This is a genomic window from Actinomadura sediminis, from assembly GCF_042675525.1.
Taxonomy (GTDB): domain Bacteria; phylum Actinomycetota; class Actinomycetes; order Streptosporangiales; family Streptosporangiaceae; genus Spirillospora; species Spirillospora sediminis.
Map to the genome: position 1 here is coordinate 12,277 of NZ_JBHTJA010000047.1, position 15,819 is coordinate 28,095.

Below are 15,819 nucleotides of genomic sequence, written 5' to 3' on the forward strand. Positions count from 1 at the left end.
GCGCCCGCACCGGCGCGGCACGGGCGACGAATGCCAAGATCGGGCCCGCCGGGACGTCACCCCTTGCCGCGCGAGGCGACCCACTCCAGGTTCCAGCCGTACGCCTGGTCGACCGACATCTTGCCCCAGCGGGGACGGCCGGGCGGCGGCTGGACGAACCGGCCCTCGCGGTGCACGACGAATTCGCCGTTCACGTTCTCGATGAGCGCCAGGACCGCGTCGCGGGAATGGTCCACGCAGTCGTCCATCCGCATCTCGATCGGCGCGGAGCCGACCGGGTAGAGGGTGGCGATGGCGTCCAGGCCGCGGAAGTCGTCGGCGCCGTCGTAGATCTCGGCGAACACCAGGATGCGCTTGAAGTCGGCCGTCCGGTCCAGGTTGATGTGCAGGTTCTCGCCGGTCGCGACCGCGCCCGTCCGGTCGTCCTTGTCGAGCCGGATGTACGGCGGGCGGTCGAGGGCGCCCATGTCGCCGAGCGCGTGGATGATGCCCTTGCGGCCGTCCCGCAGCTCCCACAGGCAGCACAGGTCCAGGTCGAGGTCGACGCCGCGGCGGCGCTTGCCGAACAGCCCCTTCGCGACGCCCTCGCGCGCCGTCCAGTTGAGGTTCACGCGCATGTGCCCGGAGGTCGCGCCGTGCTTGGTGAGCGACACCGACGGGGCGCTCTTGGTGAGGGAGATCGTGCCGCCCCGCCCCTGCGCGGGGGCCGGGGCGGGCGGCGCGGCGGGCGCGGGCGGCGCCGCCGGTTCGGGGGCGGGCGCCGGACCGGGGTCGTCGACCGAGATGCCGAAGTCGGTCGCCAGCCCCGCGAGGCCCGAGTCGTAGCCCTGGCCGACCGCGCGGAACTTCCACGCGCCCTGCCGCCGGTACAGCTCGCCGAGCACGAACGCCGTCTCCGTGGTGGCGCCGTGACTGTCGAACCGCGCGACCTCCGCGCCGCCCGCGGCGTCCACGAGCCGGACGTAGAGCCCGTCGATCTCGCCGAAGGTGCCGCCGTCCGCGGACGCCGCGACGACGATCCGCTCGACGGCCGCCTCGACCCGGTCGAGGTCGACCGACAGGACGTCCAGGACGGTCGCGCCGCGCTGCTTGCCCTCGTGCTTCACCGCGCCGGACCCGTGCACCGGCTGGTTGTAGAAGACGAAGTCGTCGTCGGACCGGACCCGGCCCGTGTCCGCCAGCAGGAGCGCCGACGCGTCCGCGTCGGGCGTCCCCACCCCGCTCCGCCACCCGAGTTCGACCCGCACCGACGACGCCTGAACCGGGGTGTTGGCACCCTTCTGCATCGACATGACACATCCTCCTCCGCCGCTGCCTCGAACCCTACGGCCGGTCGCGAGGGCCCCGCGACCTGCCCCGACTCCTCGACGCTCGGCGGCGTACGGTAGTTCCGCCGGTCAGGGGACCCTGGCCGTCCATTCGGGCGTGGTGAACTTGTCGGCGACGTACTTGTCGGCCAGCCGCAGCTCGTCCTCGGTGGGACGGTCCGGGAGGAGTCCGTAGCGGGCGCGGAAGTGCCCGATCATCCGCTCGATGATCTCCTCGCGGGCCATGCCGGTCTGCCGCCGCAGCGGGTCCACGCGCTTGTTCGCGCTCGCGATCCCCTTGTCGGAGATCTTCTCCCGGCCGATCCGCAGCACCCGCGTCATCTTCGCCGCGTCGATGTCGTAGGCCATCGTCACGTGGTGCAGCACCGCGCCGGCCGCCAGCCGCTTCTGCGCCGCCCCCGCGATCTTCCCCTGGTCGGACGCGATGTCGTTCAGCGGCCGGTACCACGCCTCGACGCCCAGCTCGCCGAGGGCGCCCAGCACCCAGTCGTCCAGGAACGCGTAGCTCTCCGCGAACGACATGCCCGCGACCAGCGACTGCGGCGCGTACAGCGAGTACGTGATCGTGTTCCCCGGCTCGACGAACATCGCCCCGCCGCCGCTGATCCGCCGGACGACGCCCACCCCGGCGCGCGCCGCCTCCGCGGCGTCCACCTCGTTGCGCAGCGACTGGAAACTCCCGATGATCACCGCCGGGGACGCCCACTCCCACACCCGCAGCGTCGGCGGCCGCCGGCCCGCGGCGACCTCCTCGGCCAGCACCTGGTCCAGGGCCATGTGGACGGCCGGTTCCTGCGGCCCCTCGTGGATCAGCCGCCACTCGTGGTCGCGCCAGTCCGACGCGCGCGCCACCGCGCGGCGCACCGCGATGCCGACGGCCTCCGCGGTCAGCCCGAGCAGCACCGTGCCCGCCGGGAGCCGCGCCTGCACCCGGGCGCCGATCTCGCGCGCCTCCAGCCCCGCCGGGAGACCGTCCAGCGCCGCGTTGATCGCGTCGAGCGCCTCGTCCGGCTCGAGGAAGAAGTCCCCGCTGATCCGCGGGCCCCGCAGCAGCCCGTCCACGACATCGACGTCGGCGACCACCAGCTTGCCGCCGGGAACCTTGTACTCACCGTGCATCACATCAACATGAACCCCGCCGCGACACCCGCGATTCCGCCGCTCCCACCGCCTTCACGAGCGCCGGATGCTCGGCGGGCGCGTAGTCGCCGGGACGAAGGAAGACGAGCGGCAGCTTCCACGCGCTCCACGCGGACAGCGAGCCCGACGCGGTGAAGCCGGGACGCGCAGCCTCCGCTGTGCGGGCCTCCCACCCCCCGGACGGGGGAGGCTCGGGTCACGAGCCCGGGCCCTCAGGCGTCCGCGGGTTCGTGGCGGACCGGAAAGTTCACCGAGTTCGCGATGAAGCAGAGTTCGTGGGCGCGTTCGTGAAGGGCCGCCGCCTCGTCCGTCCGCGCGGGGTCGTCCAGCGTCACCCGGGGGCGCAGCACGACCTCCTCGAACCGGCCGCCGCCGTCCACCGTCTCCACCATGGTGCCCAGCGGGTCGTCGGCATAGGCGGTGACGACGATGCCCGCGGTGGCGCACAGGTGCAGGAACCACAGCATGTGGCACTCCGACAGGGACGCCACCAGCAGCTCCTCCGGGTTCCAGCGGGCCGGGTCGCCGCGGAACGCCGGGTCGGAGCTGCCCGCGATCGGCGGCTTGCCCGCCGCCCGGATCTCGTGGGCCCGCTCGAATGCGCGGTACGAACTCGTGCCGCTCCCGGTGTTGCCCGTCCAGACGACCGACACCTCGTAGCGATGGGTCTTCGGCATGCCCGTCTCCTTCTTCACTCCAGTGCGGTGCCGGTGGCGCGGACGTGGTCGCCCGCGATGCGTCCCGCCGCGTCCCGGTCGCCGTCCGCGATCGCCCGCAGCAGCCGCCGGTGCTCGGCCGCGACGGCGTCCGGACGTTCCGGCGGGACGAGCGTCGCGCGGGTCGACACGACGATCCGGTCCCACAGCCGGTCGAGGGTCTCCAGCGCGACCGGGTTCCCGGCCAGTTCGGCGACGCCCCGGTGGAACCGGCGGTTGAGCTCGATCGCCCGGTCGAGGTCGCGGTCGGCCGTCACGCGTTCCAGCAGCTCGGCGTCGTCCTGCAGGGCGGCGAGGGCGGCGGGAGCGATCAGCCCGGCCGACCAGCGGTCCGCGGCGAGCCGCGCGGTGAGCGTTTCGAGCGCCGCACGGACCTCGTACGCGTGGCCCAGTTCGTCCGTCCCGAACCCGCGGACCACGACGCCACGGCCGACGCCGCGCACCAGGCCGTCGCTCTCCAGCCTGCGCAGCGCCTCGCGGATCGGCGTCCGTCCCGCCGCCAGCGCCGCGCTCACCGACGCCTCGGTCAGCCGCTCGCCGGGCGGGTAGTCGCCCGCGACGATCAGCTCGCGCAACCTCCGGTACACCGTTTCGGCCTGCATGCGCCTCCTTTGCATGCAAAACATACATTGCATGCAAGAGGGGAAACAGCCGCGAAACGACGATCTCGCCACACTCCCGGCCATGCCCGACGAGATCGCCCCGCCGAACCGCGCATGAGGCGCCGATGGCCTAGCGTCGCGCTCGTGATCGCGTGCACCGCAGTCCTGGCCGTCCTCGCCGCGGGCGCCCCGCTCCCGCCGCCCGCCGCCGTGCCCGCCATCGCCCCGCGCCCGTCCCCCGCGCCCCGGCCGGCCCCCGCGTTCACCGCCGCCGAGCGCGCCGAACTCACCCGCGACCTGGACGCCTACCTGCGGGAACGCCCCGGCTCGGGATCGCTCGCGGTGCGCGACGTCACCACCGGGATCTCCTACACGTACGGGGACGAGCTGCGCACCGCGACGGCCAGCATCGTCAAGGTGAACATCGTCATGGCGCTGCTCCTGCGGGCCCGGCGCGACGGCCGCCCGCCGACGCCCGCCGAGAAGGCCCTCGCGGAGCGCGCGATCACGGTCAGCGACAACGACGCCGCCACCGCCCTCTGGCGCGCCATCGGCGGCGCCGAGGGCCTCGCCGCCGCGAACGAGGAGTTCGGCCTGCGCGACACGGTCCCGGGGCAAGGCGGGTCCTGGGGCTCCACGACGACCAGCGCCGCCGACCAGGTCGAACTCCTGGCGGCCCTCGTCTCCCCGGACGGCCCCCTGTCCCCGCGGAACCGCCGCCACGTCCGCGACCTCCTGGCCGGCGTGACCCCGGCGCAGGCATGGGGCGTCGGCGCGGCGGGCGACATGCCCGCCCTCAAGAACGGCTGGCTGCCCCGCGACGCCCACGGCGGCCTCTGGACGATCAACAGCATCGGCATCGTCCGCGCGGCGGGCCGCGTCCTGCTGATCGCCGTCCTCTCCGAACGCCGGCCGGACATGCGAACCGGGATCGAGACCGTCGAACACATCGCGCGGACGGCCTCGACCCGGCTCGTCCAGGCCCTCGCGAACGGACGCCCCGCCGGGTGAACGGCCCGGCGTTGGACGCTGATCGAGCACCAGGGGGCCGACAAGGGTGCAAAAAAAGCGATTTCTCCCGGGCCTTCACGGGATCCGGGCCGCCCGCCGCCGGGACCACCTGCGACATTCGCGCGATTCGTCCGGATGCCGTCATACTCTCCGACGACCCGGGCCCACCCCCGTGCTGAAGGAGTCGACGGCATGCGCTCTCGGTCACTGGTGTACGACGTCGCGGCGCTCCTCGCGCGGGCCGGCGTGGGCGTCGTCTTCATGGCGCACGGCTGGCAGAAGATCGAGGCCGGCGTCACCGCGACGGGCGAGTCCTTCGACGCCCTCGGAGTCCCCCTCCCGACCGCCGCGGCCGTGTACGCGGCGTTCGTCGAGCTGCTCGGCGGCGCCGCGCTGATCGCCGGGCTGGCCCTGCCGGTCACCGGCGCCCTGCTGTTCGCCGACATGGTCGGCGCGTTCCTGTTCGTGCACGCCGACCGGGGCCTGTTCATGGTGGACGGCGGCCGCGCGCAGAACGGCTACGAGCTCGTCGTCGCGCTCGGCATGGCCGCGCTGCTGTTCGCCGCGGGCGCCGGCGGGCGGCTGACGCTCGACGCCTGGATCGTCCGGCGGCGCTCGGCACGCCCGGACGGACCGCGGGACGCCGACGAGGAGGAGGACGCGGAGAGCTTCGTGGAATCGCTCCGCCGGGCGGAGCCGAAACCCGCCGACACGAAGCCCATCTCCACGAAGCCCATCTCCACGAAGCCCGTCTCCACGAAGCCCGCCGCCGCGGAGCCCGCCGAGCCTCCCCCCGCGAAGAAGGCGCCGTCCCGCCGGTCCGCCCCCGCACCGGCCCCAGCGCCCCCGGCCCCGCCCGCCGGGGACGAGGACGACAAGCCCGTCGCGGGCCGCCGCAAGGCCGCGAACCGCCGCCGCGCCGGCGAGACCCGGCCCGGCACGCCCCCGGCCGACGACACGGACGGCGCGCCGTCCTGATCAGCCCGAGTGCGCCCGCAGCGCCGCGATGACCCACTCGAAGGCCGGCACCGCGGGCGGGCCGGGCTCCCGCCCGTCGATGATCGCCAGCAGGTGCCAGTAGCGCTCCACGCGCGCGTCCGTGAACTTTGCCATCGCGTCGGCGATCCCCGCGCGCTCCGCGGCCGGGACGTCCGGGCCGGTGATCCGCTCGAGGACGGCACGGCCCTCCGGCGACTCGGGCGCGATCCCGTCCGCCAGGGCCCGCCCGGCGTGCTCGGCGACCGCGCCGGGGTCGACGGCGTACCGCGGCTCCGCAGCGGGGCGCCCCGCGACCGCCATGCCGCGGACGCGCCGCCGGAAGTCCTCGTCCGCGACCAGCTCGCCGAGCTCGATCCACGCGTCCACCTGCGCGGGCGCGGGGTCGTCCGGCAGCTCGGGCAGCCGCCGCATGTTCTCCGCGATGCCGAACGCGGGCGAGTCCGGATCGAGCCCGTCCGTGACCCCCCGGACGAACTCGTCGATGATCTCCTGCCGCTCCCGGGCGGACATCTGGGCCAGCTTGTGCATCAGCAGCGTCTCCTCCGTCGTGGTCGCGCGTTTCGCGACCGTGGCGAGCACCGCGCGGCGGGTCCGCAGCACGCGGATCTCCGCGTCGAGCGCGGCGACGTGCGCCGCCGCGACCTCGGCGACCGTGGCGGCGTCCGTCAGGACCGCCTCGACCGTGTCCAGGCCGAGGCCCAGCTCGCGGAGCGTCCGGACGAGATCCAGACGCGCCACCGCCGCCGCGTCGTACAGGCGGTACCCGCCCGCCGAACGGCCCGCCACCGGGATCAGCCCGGCGTCGGACCAGAACCGGACCGTCCGAGTGGACAGCCCGCACCGCTCGGCGAGCCGCCCGATCGTGAACAGCTCCGCGCTCGTGCTCATGAGACGACTGTGCACCTTCCACCCGCTGGAAACTCAAGCCCGCCGGCGAGAAGCGCCCGCACCGCGCGACATGGTGCGCGACACGGTGCGCGACATGGTGCGGTGCGGGCGGGACCGGCCGGAACGCGCCGAGGGGGACCCGGAGCATCTCCGGGTCCCCCTTCACCGGCCCTGCCGGCCGCGGCCGTCAGGGCGGGCGCCGCGTCAGCTGCAGCCGCTGGTGGAGCCGCAGCCCTCGCAGACGTAGCAGCTTCCGGCGGGCCGCATCTTCGTGCCGCAGGTCAGGCACAGCGGCGCGTCCTGGGTACGGCCCTGGCGGCTCTCGATGGCGTCGACGGACGAGTGCGCGCCGTTCGCCGCCGCGGGGGCCGCCTGCGGGGCCGCGGGCCGCGTGATCGCCGCGGACTGGGCGAGGTCGTCGTGCCGCACATCGTCCTCGTGGAGGGACGCCGGGTCCTCGCCGTTGGCCTGCATGGCGCGCTCCTCGGCGGTGAAGATGCCGAGGCCCGCGCGCTCCTCGTAGGGGAGGTGGTCGAGCGCCAGGCGGCGGAAGATGTAGTCCATCACCGACGTCGCCATGCGGATGTCCGGGTCGTCGGTCATGCCCGCCGGCTCGAACCGCATGTTCGTGAACTTCTCCACCCACGTCTCCAGCGGCACCCCGTACTGGAGGCTGATGGAGATCGCCATGGAGAAGGCGTCCATCACGCCGGCGAGGGTCGAGCCCTGCTTGCCGAGCTTGAGGAACACCTCGCCGAGGCCGTCGTCCGGGTAGGACGAGGCGGTCATGTAGCCCTCGGCGCCGGCGACGGAGAAGCGGGTGACGGTCGCGGGCCGCTGCTTCGGCAGCCGCTTGCGGACCGGGCGCACCTCGGCGGGCGCCTCGACGGCCTCCGCCTTCTCCTTCTTCCCGGCGGCCGACAGCGGCTGCCCGACCTTGCAGTTGTCGCGGTAGATCGCCAGGGCCTTCAGGCCGAGCCGCCAGCCCTCGAAGTACACCTTCTCGATGTCCTCGATGGTGGCCTGCTCCGGCATGTTGACGGTCTTGGAGATCGCGCCGGACAGGAACGGCTGGACGGCCGCCATCATCCGCACGTGCCCCATCGGGCTGATCGCGCGCTCGCCCATCGCGCAGTCGAACACCTCGTAGTGCTCGGGCCGCAGGCCCGGGGCGTCCACGACGTGGCCGTGCTCGGCGATGTACTCGACGATCGCCTCGATCCGCTCCTGCTGGTAGCCGAGCTGCTCCAGGGCGCGCGGCACCGTGTGGTTGACGATCTGCATGGAGCCGCCGCCGACGAGCTTCTTGAACTTCATCAGCGCGAGGTCCGGCTCGATGCCGGTCGTGTCGCAGTCCATCATCAGGCCGATGGTGCCGGTCGGGGCCAGCAGCGACGCCTGCGCGTTGCGGTAGCCGTGCTTCTCGCCGAGCTTCAGGCACTCCTGCCACTGCTTCCCGGCGGCCGCGAGAATCGACTTGTCCATCTCGTGGAGGGTGCGGACGCCGTCGTTGGCGGCGGCGTGCTTGCGCATCACCCGCTTGTGGCCCTCGGCGTTGCGCGCGTACCCGGCGTACGGGCCGACGACGCCGGCGATCTCGGCCGAGCGGCGGTAGGCGACGCCCGTCATCAGCGAGGTGATCGCGGCGGCGAGGGACCGGCCGCCCTCGGAGTCGTAGGCGTGCCCGGTCGCCATCAGCAGCGCGCCGAGGTTGGCGTAGCCGATGCCGAGCTGCCGGTAGTCGCGGGTCGTCTCGGCGATCTTCTCGGTGGGGAAGTCGGCGAACGTGATCGAGATGTCCATCGCGGTGATGACCAGCTCGGTGAGCTTCACGAACCGCGCGATGTCGAACGTGCCGTCCTCGCCGAGGAACTTCAGCAGGTTGATGCTCGCCAGGTTGCAGGACGAGTTGTCCAGCGACATGTACTCCGAGCAGGGGTTCGACGCGGTGATGCGGCCCGTCTCGGGGTTGGTGTGCCAGTCGTTGATCGTGTCGTCGTACTGGATGCCCGGGTCGGCGCACTCCCACGCGGCCTTCGCCATCTGCCGGAACAGGTCCTTCGCCTTGACCGTCTCGACGACCTCGCCGGTCATCCGGGCGCGCAGCCCGAACTCGCCGTCCGACTCGACGGCGTGCATGAACTCGTCCGACACGCGAACCGAGTTGTTGGCGTTCTGGTACTGGACGCTGCCGATGTCCTTGCCGCCGAGGTCCATGTCGAACCCGGCGTCCCGCAGCGCGCGGATCTTGTCCTCCTCGCGCGCCTTGGTCTCGATGAACTCCTCGATGTCGGGGTGGTCGACGTCCAGCACGACCATCTTCGCCGCACGCCGCGTGGCCCCGCCGGACTTGATCGTCCCGGCGGACGCGTCGGCGCCGCGCATGAACGAGACCGGGCCGCTGGCGGTGCCGCCGGACGACAGCAGCTCGCGGCTGGACCGGATGCGCGACAGGTTCAGGCCGGCGCCGGAGCCGCCCTTGAAGATGACGCCCTCTTCCTTGTACCAGTCGAGGATCGACTCCATCGTGTCGTCCACCGACAGGATGAAGCACGCCGAGACCTGCTGCGGCGACTTCGTGCCGACGTTGAACCAGACCGGCGAGTTGAAGCTGAACATCTGGTGCACGAGCGCGTACTTCAGCTCGTGGTCGAAGATCTCGGCGTCCTCGTCCGACGCGAAGTAGCCGTTCTCCAGGCCCGTCTTCGTGTACATGCGCACGACGCGGTCGACGAGCTGCTTGAGGCTCCACTCGCGGACCGGGGTCCCCACGGCGCCGCGGAAGTACTTGGACGTGACGATGTTGACCGCGTTCAGCGACCAGAAGTCGGGGAACTCGACGCCGCGCTGCTCGAAGTTCACCGAGCCGTCCCGCCAGTTGGTCATGACGACGTCACGGCGCTCCCAGGTCAGCTCGTCGTACGGATGCACGCCGGGCTTGGTGAAGATCCGCTCGACTTTCAGGCCCTTGCGCGCCCCCTTGCCGCGCCGCGCCGTCGAGCCGCTCACCGTCTCCGTCATGACCTTCCCCCTCTCGGGCCCTCCCGCCGGGCCCTGTCCAGGAACAACTCCGCCGCCGCGCGGGCCATGCCCGGCGCGGTGGCGCTTCACGTTCGATGCTTTGTGTTTCCGCCGTCCCTATCGGGACGGGCCGGGCTCCCCCGAGGAACCGGCATTCCGCAGTGTCTCGATCTCCCGGGCGAAGTCGTCGAGCGATTCGAAGCTCCGGTACACGGAGGCGAACCGCAGATACGCGACCTCGTCGAGTTCACCGAGCGGACCCAGGATCGCGAGGCCGATCTCGTGCGAGGGGATCTCCGCGGATCCCGACGACCGGATGTCCTCCTCGACCCGCTGGCCGAGCTTCGCGAGCGCGTCCTCGTCGACCGGGCGGCCCTGGCAGGCCCTGCGCACCCCAGCGATGATCTTGTCGCGGGAGAACGGCTCGGTGACGCCGCTTCGCTTGGCGACCATCACGAGGACATTCTCCTGCGTGGTGAATCGCCGACCGCATTCGGCGCACGAGCGGCGCCGCCTAATGGCGCCCCCGTCGTCGGTGGAACGGCTGTCGATCACTTTGGTCTCGGGGTTGCGGCAGAACGGGCAGTGCACGTGTCCCCCTCCCCCGGAACCGATTGGAGCATCATCGCGAGAACAGTGCCACAATCACAAGTTGTGGTTAATCCCATCGATGTAACTACTAGATGTTGTGGTCAACCGTACGGGGCCGCAGACGCCAACGCAACCTGATCGACTGCCTCCCGAGTCACATCCGCCACGGACGCGCTGGTGGCGCGCGGCCGTGCCCGGCCACATCGGATCCGGCTTCCGGCGTGTCGCGCCCGACGGCCGACGCGACCGCCGGCGCGACGGCCGTCTGCCCGGCCGGCGGCCCGGGATCGTCCGCCTCCCCGGCCTCCTCGCGGCGCCCGTCCGCACGCCGTCCGGCACGTCCGCCGGCCGGGCGCGCCACGGCCGGAGTCCCGCCCGGCCGTCCGCGGCCCGCGGCCCCGAACGACCCTGGCGGCGATCGACCCTGGCGGCGATCGACCCCGGCGGCATCCGCCCCGCACTCCGAACCCGGCCGGAGCTCCGGCCGGGTTCGGGGCGGCGGACCGGGGCTTCGATCGGCCCCGCCCGCGGGCCGTGCCGGGCCGCTCGCCAATCCGGCACGCCTCGATGCCCGGTCCCGGCGCGCTCGCTTTGGCCGGCCGTGTCCGTGGACGTCCGCCGCAATGGGAATCGCCGTCGAACCCCGCCACTCGGGCGCCGGATGCAATCCGGCCCTATGCCGGCGGGCACCGCCAATCCGGGTCCCGCCGACGCGGCCCGAAACCGCTTCAGCCTGTCGCCGGCGCCGCTCCAGCGCCCCTTGCCTTTGGCTCGGCCGCAGCACTCGGCGGCGACTCGCGCACAGCCGTACGCTGCGACTCCGGGTCGGGCGCACGCCGATTCGCCGCTCCGCCGATTGCCGGTCGGCCGCCGACTCGGGCCGCCGTCCGCGCGTCCGGCATAGCCGATATCCCGCCCGGCTCCCGGACGTTCTTTTGCGGGTCGCATCGCGGTCGCGGGCGGACCTTCATCGCTCCCGGTTCGCCGTAACCGGGACGGGCGGGGCGATTCGAGAACGCACCCAAGACGCCCCCCGGGAACGTCCTCTTGCACATTGGGTTCGGGCGGGCAAACCGTGCGGTGCGTATCGGGTGAAGCGGCCATCTCGGACCCCGGCGCGAGAAAACCCGATCGAACGCCTGTACGATGTTCTGTGGACGTCCTCAGAAAACACCCGGGCACTTCGAACAATTGTTTGATCGGGGCGCCCAAGCGCGATAACGTGCATGACCAGGAGTGTTGAGATCGAGGCGCCCGGGAGGCGAGCGATGAGCAAGGTCCGGGAGCTGCCCGACGGGCCGATGGACGAGTCGGGGCTGACGCAGCGGCAGCGCATGGTGCTCGAGGTGATCCGCGATTCCGTGCAGCGCCGCGGTTATCCCCCGTCCATGCGCGAGATCGGCGAGGCGGTCGGGCTGACCAGCACGTCGAGCGTGTCGCACCAGCTCCGGACCCTGCAGCGCAAGGGGTTCCTGCGGCGCGACCCCAACCGGCCGCGCGCGGTCGAGGTGCGGGTGCCGGGCGCGACGCCGGTGCGCACCGAGCCCGAGGCCCCGGACGGGACGGCGTCCGCCCAGGCGCCCGCGTACGTGCCGCTCGTCGGCCGCATCGCCGCCGGTGGCCCGATCCTCGCCGAGGAGGCCGTCGAGGACGTCTTCACGCTGCCCAAGCAGCTCGTCGGCGAGGGCACGCACTTCCTGCTCAAGGTCACCGGCGACTCGATGATCGACGCGGCGATCGCCGACGGCGACTGGGTCGTCGTCCGCCAGCAGCCCGTCGCCGAGCAGGGCGACATCGTCGCCGCCATGATCGACGGCGAGGCGACGGTGAAGACGTTCAAGCGGCGGGACGGGCACATCTGGCTGATGCCGCAGAACCCCGCCTACGAGCCGATCCCCGGCGACGAGGCGTCCGTCCTCGGCCGGGTCGTGGCGGTCCTCCGCAAGATGTGAACCGCGAGATGTGAACGGACGGACGAACGGCCGCCGGGGCGTCCCCGGCGGCCGTTTCGCGTGTCAGCGCTTCGGCACGATGTTCACGATCTTCGGCGCACGGACGATCACCTTCGCGACCTCCGCGCCGCCCAGGGCGTCCCGCACCTTCGGCGACGCCAGCGCCAGCTTCTCCAGCTCGTCGCCCGCGATGCCCGGGGCCACCTCCAGCCGGTCGCGGACCTTGCCGGCGACCTGGACGACGCAGGTGACCGACTCCTCGACCAGCAGGGCCGGGTCGGCGGACGGCCAGCCCGCGCGGATCACCGGGGCGGTGCGGCCCAGCAGCGACCACGCCTCCTCGGCGGTGTAGGGCGCGAACAGCGACAGCAGCACGGCGATCGTCTCGGCGGCCTCGCGGACCGCCGGGTCGGCGGCGCCGGGCCCGGAGTCGATCGCCTTGCGGGCCGCGGTGACCAGCTCCATGATCCGCGCGATCGCGACGTTGAACCGCTGCGACTCGACCAGCGTCGTGACCTCGTCGACGGTGCGGGCGGTGACGCGGCGCAGCGCGATGTCGCCGGACGCGGGGTCCGCGGCGGGGCCGGCCCCGACCTCGCTCGCGATGCGGTGCACCCGGGACAGGAACTTCGACATGCCGTGCGGGGACACGTCGGCCCAGTCGATGTCGTCCTCGGGCGGCCCGGAGAACAGGATCGCCAGCCGGACGACGTCCACCCCGAACTCGCGGATCTGCTCGCCCAGGTCGACGCCGTTGCCCAGCGACTTCGACATCGCCTTGCCCTGGTTGATCACCTGGCCCTGGTTCAGCAGCCGCGTGAACGGCTCGGTGAAGTCGACCATGCCCATGTCGTACAGGACCTTGGTGAAGAACCGGCTGTACAGCAGGTGCAGGATGGCGTGCTCGACGCCGCCGGTGTACTGGTCGACCGGCATCCACTTGCGGACCTGCTCGACGTCGAACGGGCCGCCCTCGTATCCCGGCGAGCAGTACCGGAAGTAGTACCAGGACGAGTCGACGAACGTGTCCATCGTGTCGGTGTCGCGCTTCGCGGCGCCGCCGCACTTGGGGCACTCGGTGTTCACCCAGTCGGCCGCGGCGGCCAGCGGCGACGTGCCCTTGGGCGCCAGGTCGGCGCCGCGCAGGCCGTCGGGCAGCCGCACCGGCAGCCGGTCGTCCGGCACCGGGACCTCGCCGCACCCGTCGCAGTGCACGATCGGGATGGGGCAGCCCCAGAACCGCTGCCGGGACACCAGCCAGTCGCGCAGCCGGAAGTTCACCGACGCCCGGCCGGTGCCGCGCTCCTGCATGATCTCGATGATGCGGGCGATGCCGTCCGCCTTGGCCAGCCCGTCGATCGGGCCGGAGTTGACCAGCCGTCCCTCGCCGGGGGCGGCGACGCCCGTCGCGGCTGGGTCGGCCTCGCCGGTGTCGACGACGACGCGGACCGGCAGCCCGAACTTCAGCGCGAAGTCCAGGTCGCGCTGGTCGTGCGCGGGCACCGCCATGATCGCGCCGTGCCCGTACTCGGCCAGCACGTAGTCGGACGCCCAGATCGGCAGCCGCTCGCCGTTCACCGGGTTGATCGCGTAGCGGCCCAGGAAGACGCCGGTCTTCTCCCGCTCGGTGGACAGCCGCTCGATCTCGCTCTCCCGGGAGACCTCCTCCCGGTACGCCTCGAACTCGGTGCGCTGGTCGGGCGCGCAGATCTCCTCGGCCAGCGGGGCGTCGGCGGCGACGACCATGAACGTGGCGCCGTACAGGGTGTCGGGCCGCGTGGTGTAGACGGTGACGGGCTCGTCGCGGCCCTCGATGACGAAGTCGACGTCGGCGCCGGTGGAGCGGCCGATCCAGTTGCGCTGCATCAGCAGGACCCGCTCGGGCCACTTGCCCTCCAGCTGCTCCATGTCGTCCAGCAGCCGGTCCGCGTACTCGGTGATCTTGAAGTACCACTGGGTCAGCACGCGCTTTTCGACCAGGGTGCCGCAGCGCTCGCAGTGCCCGCCGACGACCTGCTCGTTCGCCAGGACGGTCTGGTCCTTGGGGCACCAGTTGACGTGACCGCCCTTGCGGTAGGCCAGGCCCCGCTCGTAGAAGCGCAGGAACAGCCACTGCGTCCACTTGTAGTACTCGGGGTCGGAGGTGTGCAGCCGCCGCGACCAGTCGAACGACGGCGCGTACCGCTGGAACGAGGCCGCCTGGGTGTCGATGTTGGCGTACGTCCACTCGGCCGGGTGCGAGTCGCGCTTGATCGCGGCGTTCTCGGCGGGCAGGCCGAAGGAGTCCCAGCCGATGGGGTGCAGGACGTTGTAGCCGCGCTGGATCCAGTAGCGGGCGGGAACGTCGCCGATCGCGAACGCCTCCGCGTGGCCCATGTGCAGGTCACCGCTGGGGTAGGGGAACATGTCCAGCGCGTAGCGCCGCTCGCGGTCATCGTCGCCTTCGGCGGCCTTGAACGGGTCGAGCTCCGCCCATCGGGCCTGCCACCTGTCCTGAACCGCCCGCGGGTCGTACTGCTCGTCGCTGCTCACGCTTTCTCTCTCTTCCGTCCCTAGCGAGTCCCCGGAAAGGGGCCAGGCCGTCCGCCGAAATGAAACGGCCCCTCCGCAGGAGGGGCCGCCACGCCGACTTCTCTCGTCAGCGTGGCCGTTCGAGGAGCAGCCTGGCATGCATACAACAAGCCTAGCGCAACCGCAACCCCCGCCGCCCGGGGACTGCGCGGGCTCCCGCCCGGGAGCGGGGCGGTCAGTGCCCGGAGGCTTGGCGGGCGAGGGAGACGACGCCGGTGATCTGCACGCGGGTCAGTTCGAGGTCGGCGCCGACGGCGCCGAGGGTGTCCTGCTCGGAGACGCTGAGCGGGCCGTCCATGAGGGCGATCTCGGCGGCGGCGCGCAGGATGCTCTCGCGCGCCTCGGGGGCCAGCGCGGACGAGGCGCGGCTCATCTCGCGGCGGACCTCGTCGAACGGGCGGCCGAGGTCGGCGTTCAGCGCGCTCTCGTCGTAGCCGGTCTCGCCGGCCTGGCGGACGACCGCGACGGCGCGGGAGCGGGCCGGGGCGTGGGTGTAGTCGCCGGAGCGCAGGACCTGGGCGATCGCCATCCGCAGGAGCATCGCGGGCATGTGGGCGAGCTGCGCGGTCGTCGGGACCTCGAGGACGCCGGGCGCCCAGCGGCCGCGGCAGGTGCCGCACTCGACGATCTCGCCGCCGGTCTTGTTCAGGGGCAGCACCGGGATGAAGAACAGGGTGAAGAAGTTGCGTCCCTGCCGGCGGCGGTACTCGCGGTCGCCCCCGCACTGCGGGCAGTGGAAGACGCCCTTGCCCAAGGTGAAGAACACCACGCGCCAGCCGAAAATGATCACGACAATGCCCCCTTTTCCCGGAACGGTCATCGTAACCGGGCCGGGCGGGCGGACGGGCGGCGGCGCACCGGCGCGCGGACGATCGGAGCCGGGCCCGGACGCGAGCGGCATGCCCGGACCCTCCGTGACCTCCCCGTCACGCCCGTCCCCGCAACCGGGCGGTTGGCGCAAAACGGCACGTCAAAAAGGGCGTCGCACCATGGCGCGGAC

General features: G+C 72.5%; 12 protein-coding genes. 3 read left to right on the forward strand and 9 right to left on the reverse strand.

From position 1 onward, the window contains the following. Nucleotides 1-56 precede the first annotated feature (56 nt). The 4 genes from ACFQ11_RS21880 to ACFQ11_RS21895 form a co-directional block, all read right to left on the reverse strand. The gene (locus tag ACFQ11_RS21880; protein WP_378301483.1) at nt 57-1,292 is read right to left on the reverse strand and encodes a TerD family protein; all 1,236 of its coding nucleotides are present in this window, start codon (nt 1,290-1,292) and stop codon (nt 57-59) included. A 105-nt stretch (nt 1,293-1,397) separates the two neighbouring features. Further along, nucleotides 1,398-2,447 carry a lipoate--protein ligase family protein gene (locus ACFQ11_RS21885; RefSeq protein WP_378301485.1) on the reverse strand — a complete coding sequence of 350 codons (1,050 nt, stop codon included), beginning with the start codon at nt 2,445-2,447 and terminating at the stop codon, nt 1,398-1,400. Between the two features lie 233 nt (nt 2,448-2,680). Continuing rightward, on the reverse strand, nt 2,681-3,145 hold the full coding sequence (locus ACFQ11_RS21890; RefSeq protein ID WP_378301487.1) for an OsmC family protein: 465 nt from the start codon (nt 3,143-3,145) through the stop codon (nt 2,681-2,683). Nucleotides 3,146-3,159: 14 nt separating this feature from the next. Continuing rightward, nucleotides 3,160-3,786, reverse strand: a complete 627-nt coding sequence (locus ACFQ11_RS21895) for a GntR family transcriptional regulator (protein WP_378301489.1) — start codon at nt 3,784-3,786, stop codon at nt 3,160-3,162. A 144-nt stretch (nt 3,787-3,930) separates the two neighbouring features. On the opposite strand from ACFQ11_RS21895, the gene ACFQ11_RS21900 reads away from it, so the two are divergent. Then, entirely contained in the window at nt 3,931-4,797 is an 867-nt protein-coding gene (locus tag ACFQ11_RS21900) for a serine hydrolase (RefSeq protein WP_378301492.1), read from the forward strand. Nucleotides 4,798-4,989: 192 nt separating this feature from the next. Beyond that, a complete protein-coding gene (locus tag ACFQ11_RS21905) occupies nt 4,990-5,775 on the forward strand; it encodes a DoxX family protein (RefSeq protein WP_378301494.1) in 786 nt (261 codons plus the stop codon). Here the strand turns inward: ACFQ11_RS21905 and ACFQ11_RS21910 are convergent, their stop codons facing one another. From ACFQ11_RS21910 to nrdR, 3 genes are all read right to left on the reverse strand, one after another. Beyond that, nucleotides 5,776-6,684: a MerR family transcriptional regulator gene (locus ACFQ11_RS21910; RefSeq protein ID WP_378301496.1), complete on the reverse strand. Its 909-nt coding sequence runs from the start codon at nt 6,682-6,684 to the stop codon at nt 5,776-5,778. It abuts the gene before it with no gap. 204 nt (nt 6,685-6,888) lie between these two features. Beyond that, nucleotides 6,889-9,705: a vitamin B12-dependent ribonucleotide reductase gene (locus ACFQ11_RS21915; protein ID WP_378301498.1), complete on the reverse strand. Its 2,817-nt coding sequence runs from the start codon at nt 9,703-9,705 to the stop codon at nt 6,889-6,891. 117 nt (nt 9,706-9,822) lie between these two features. Then, entirely contained in the window at nt 9,823-10,296 is a 474-nt protein-coding gene (nrdR, locus tag ACFQ11_RS21920; RefSeq protein WP_378301500.1) for a transcriptional regulator NrdR, read from the reverse strand. Nucleotides 10,297-11,564: 1,268 nt separating this feature from the next. On the opposite strand from nrdR, the gene lexA reads away from it, so the two are divergent. Next, nucleotides 11,565-12,248 (forward strand): transcriptional repressor LexA, encoded by a 684-nt coding sequence (lexA, locus tag ACFQ11_RS21925; RefSeq protein WP_378301553.1) that lies wholly within the window; start codon nt 11,565-11,567, stop codon nt 12,246-12,248. Nucleotides 12,249-12,311: 63 nt separating this feature from the next. Here the strand turns inward: lexA and leuS are convergent, their stop codons facing one another. Both leuS and ACFQ11_RS21935 read right to left on the reverse strand, forming a co-directional pair. Next, complete coding sequence (leuS, locus tag ACFQ11_RS21930; protein WP_378301503.1) at nt 12,312-14,780, reverse strand: leucine--tRNA ligase; 2,469 nt, start codon at nt 14,778-14,780, stop codon at nt 12,312-12,314. 214 nt (nt 14,781-14,994) lie between these two features. After that, nucleotides 14,995-15,609, reverse strand: coding sequence for a hypothetical protein (locus ACFQ11_RS21935; RefSeq protein ID WP_378301505.1), 615 nt, complete (start codon nt 15,607-15,609; stop codon nt 14,995-14,997). Nucleotides 15,610-15,819: the final 210 nt, after the last annotated feature.

Excerpts from the sequence above, each read along its gene's own strand:
- ACFQ11_RS21880 (WP_378301483.1), bottom strand. The coding sequence starts at position 1,292 with ATGTCGATGCAGAAGGGTGCCAACACCCCGGTTCAGGCGTCGTCGGTG.
- ACFQ11_RS21885 (WP_378301485.1), bottom strand. The coding sequence starts at position 2,447 with ATGCACGGTGAGTACAAGGTTCCCGGCGGCAAGCTGGTGGTCGCCGAC.
- ACFQ11_RS21890 (WP_378301487.1), bottom strand. The coding sequence starts at position 3,145 with ATGCCGAAGACCCATCGCTACGAGGTGTCGGTCGTCTGGACGGGCAAC.
- ACFQ11_RS21895 (WP_378301489.1), bottom strand. The coding sequence starts at position 3,786 with ATGCAGGCCGAAACGGTGTACCGGAGGTTGCGCGAGCTGATCGTCGCG.
- ACFQ11_RS21905 (WP_378301494.1), top strand. The coding sequence starts at position 4,990 with ATGCGCTCTCGGTCACTGGTGTACGACGTCGCGGCGCTCCTCGCGCGG.
- ACFQ11_RS21910 (WP_378301496.1), bottom strand. The coding sequence starts at position 6,684 with ATGAGCACGAGCGCGGAGCTGTTCACGATCGGGCGGCTCGCCGAGCGG.
- ACFQ11_RS21915 (WP_378301498.1), bottom strand. The coding sequence starts at position 9,705 with ATGACGGAGACGGTGAGCGGCTCGACGGCGCGGCGCGGCAAGGGGGCG.
- lexA (WP_378301553.1), top strand. The coding sequence starts at position 11,565 with ATGAGCAAGGTCCGGGAGCTGCCCGACGGGCCGATGGACGAGTCGGGG.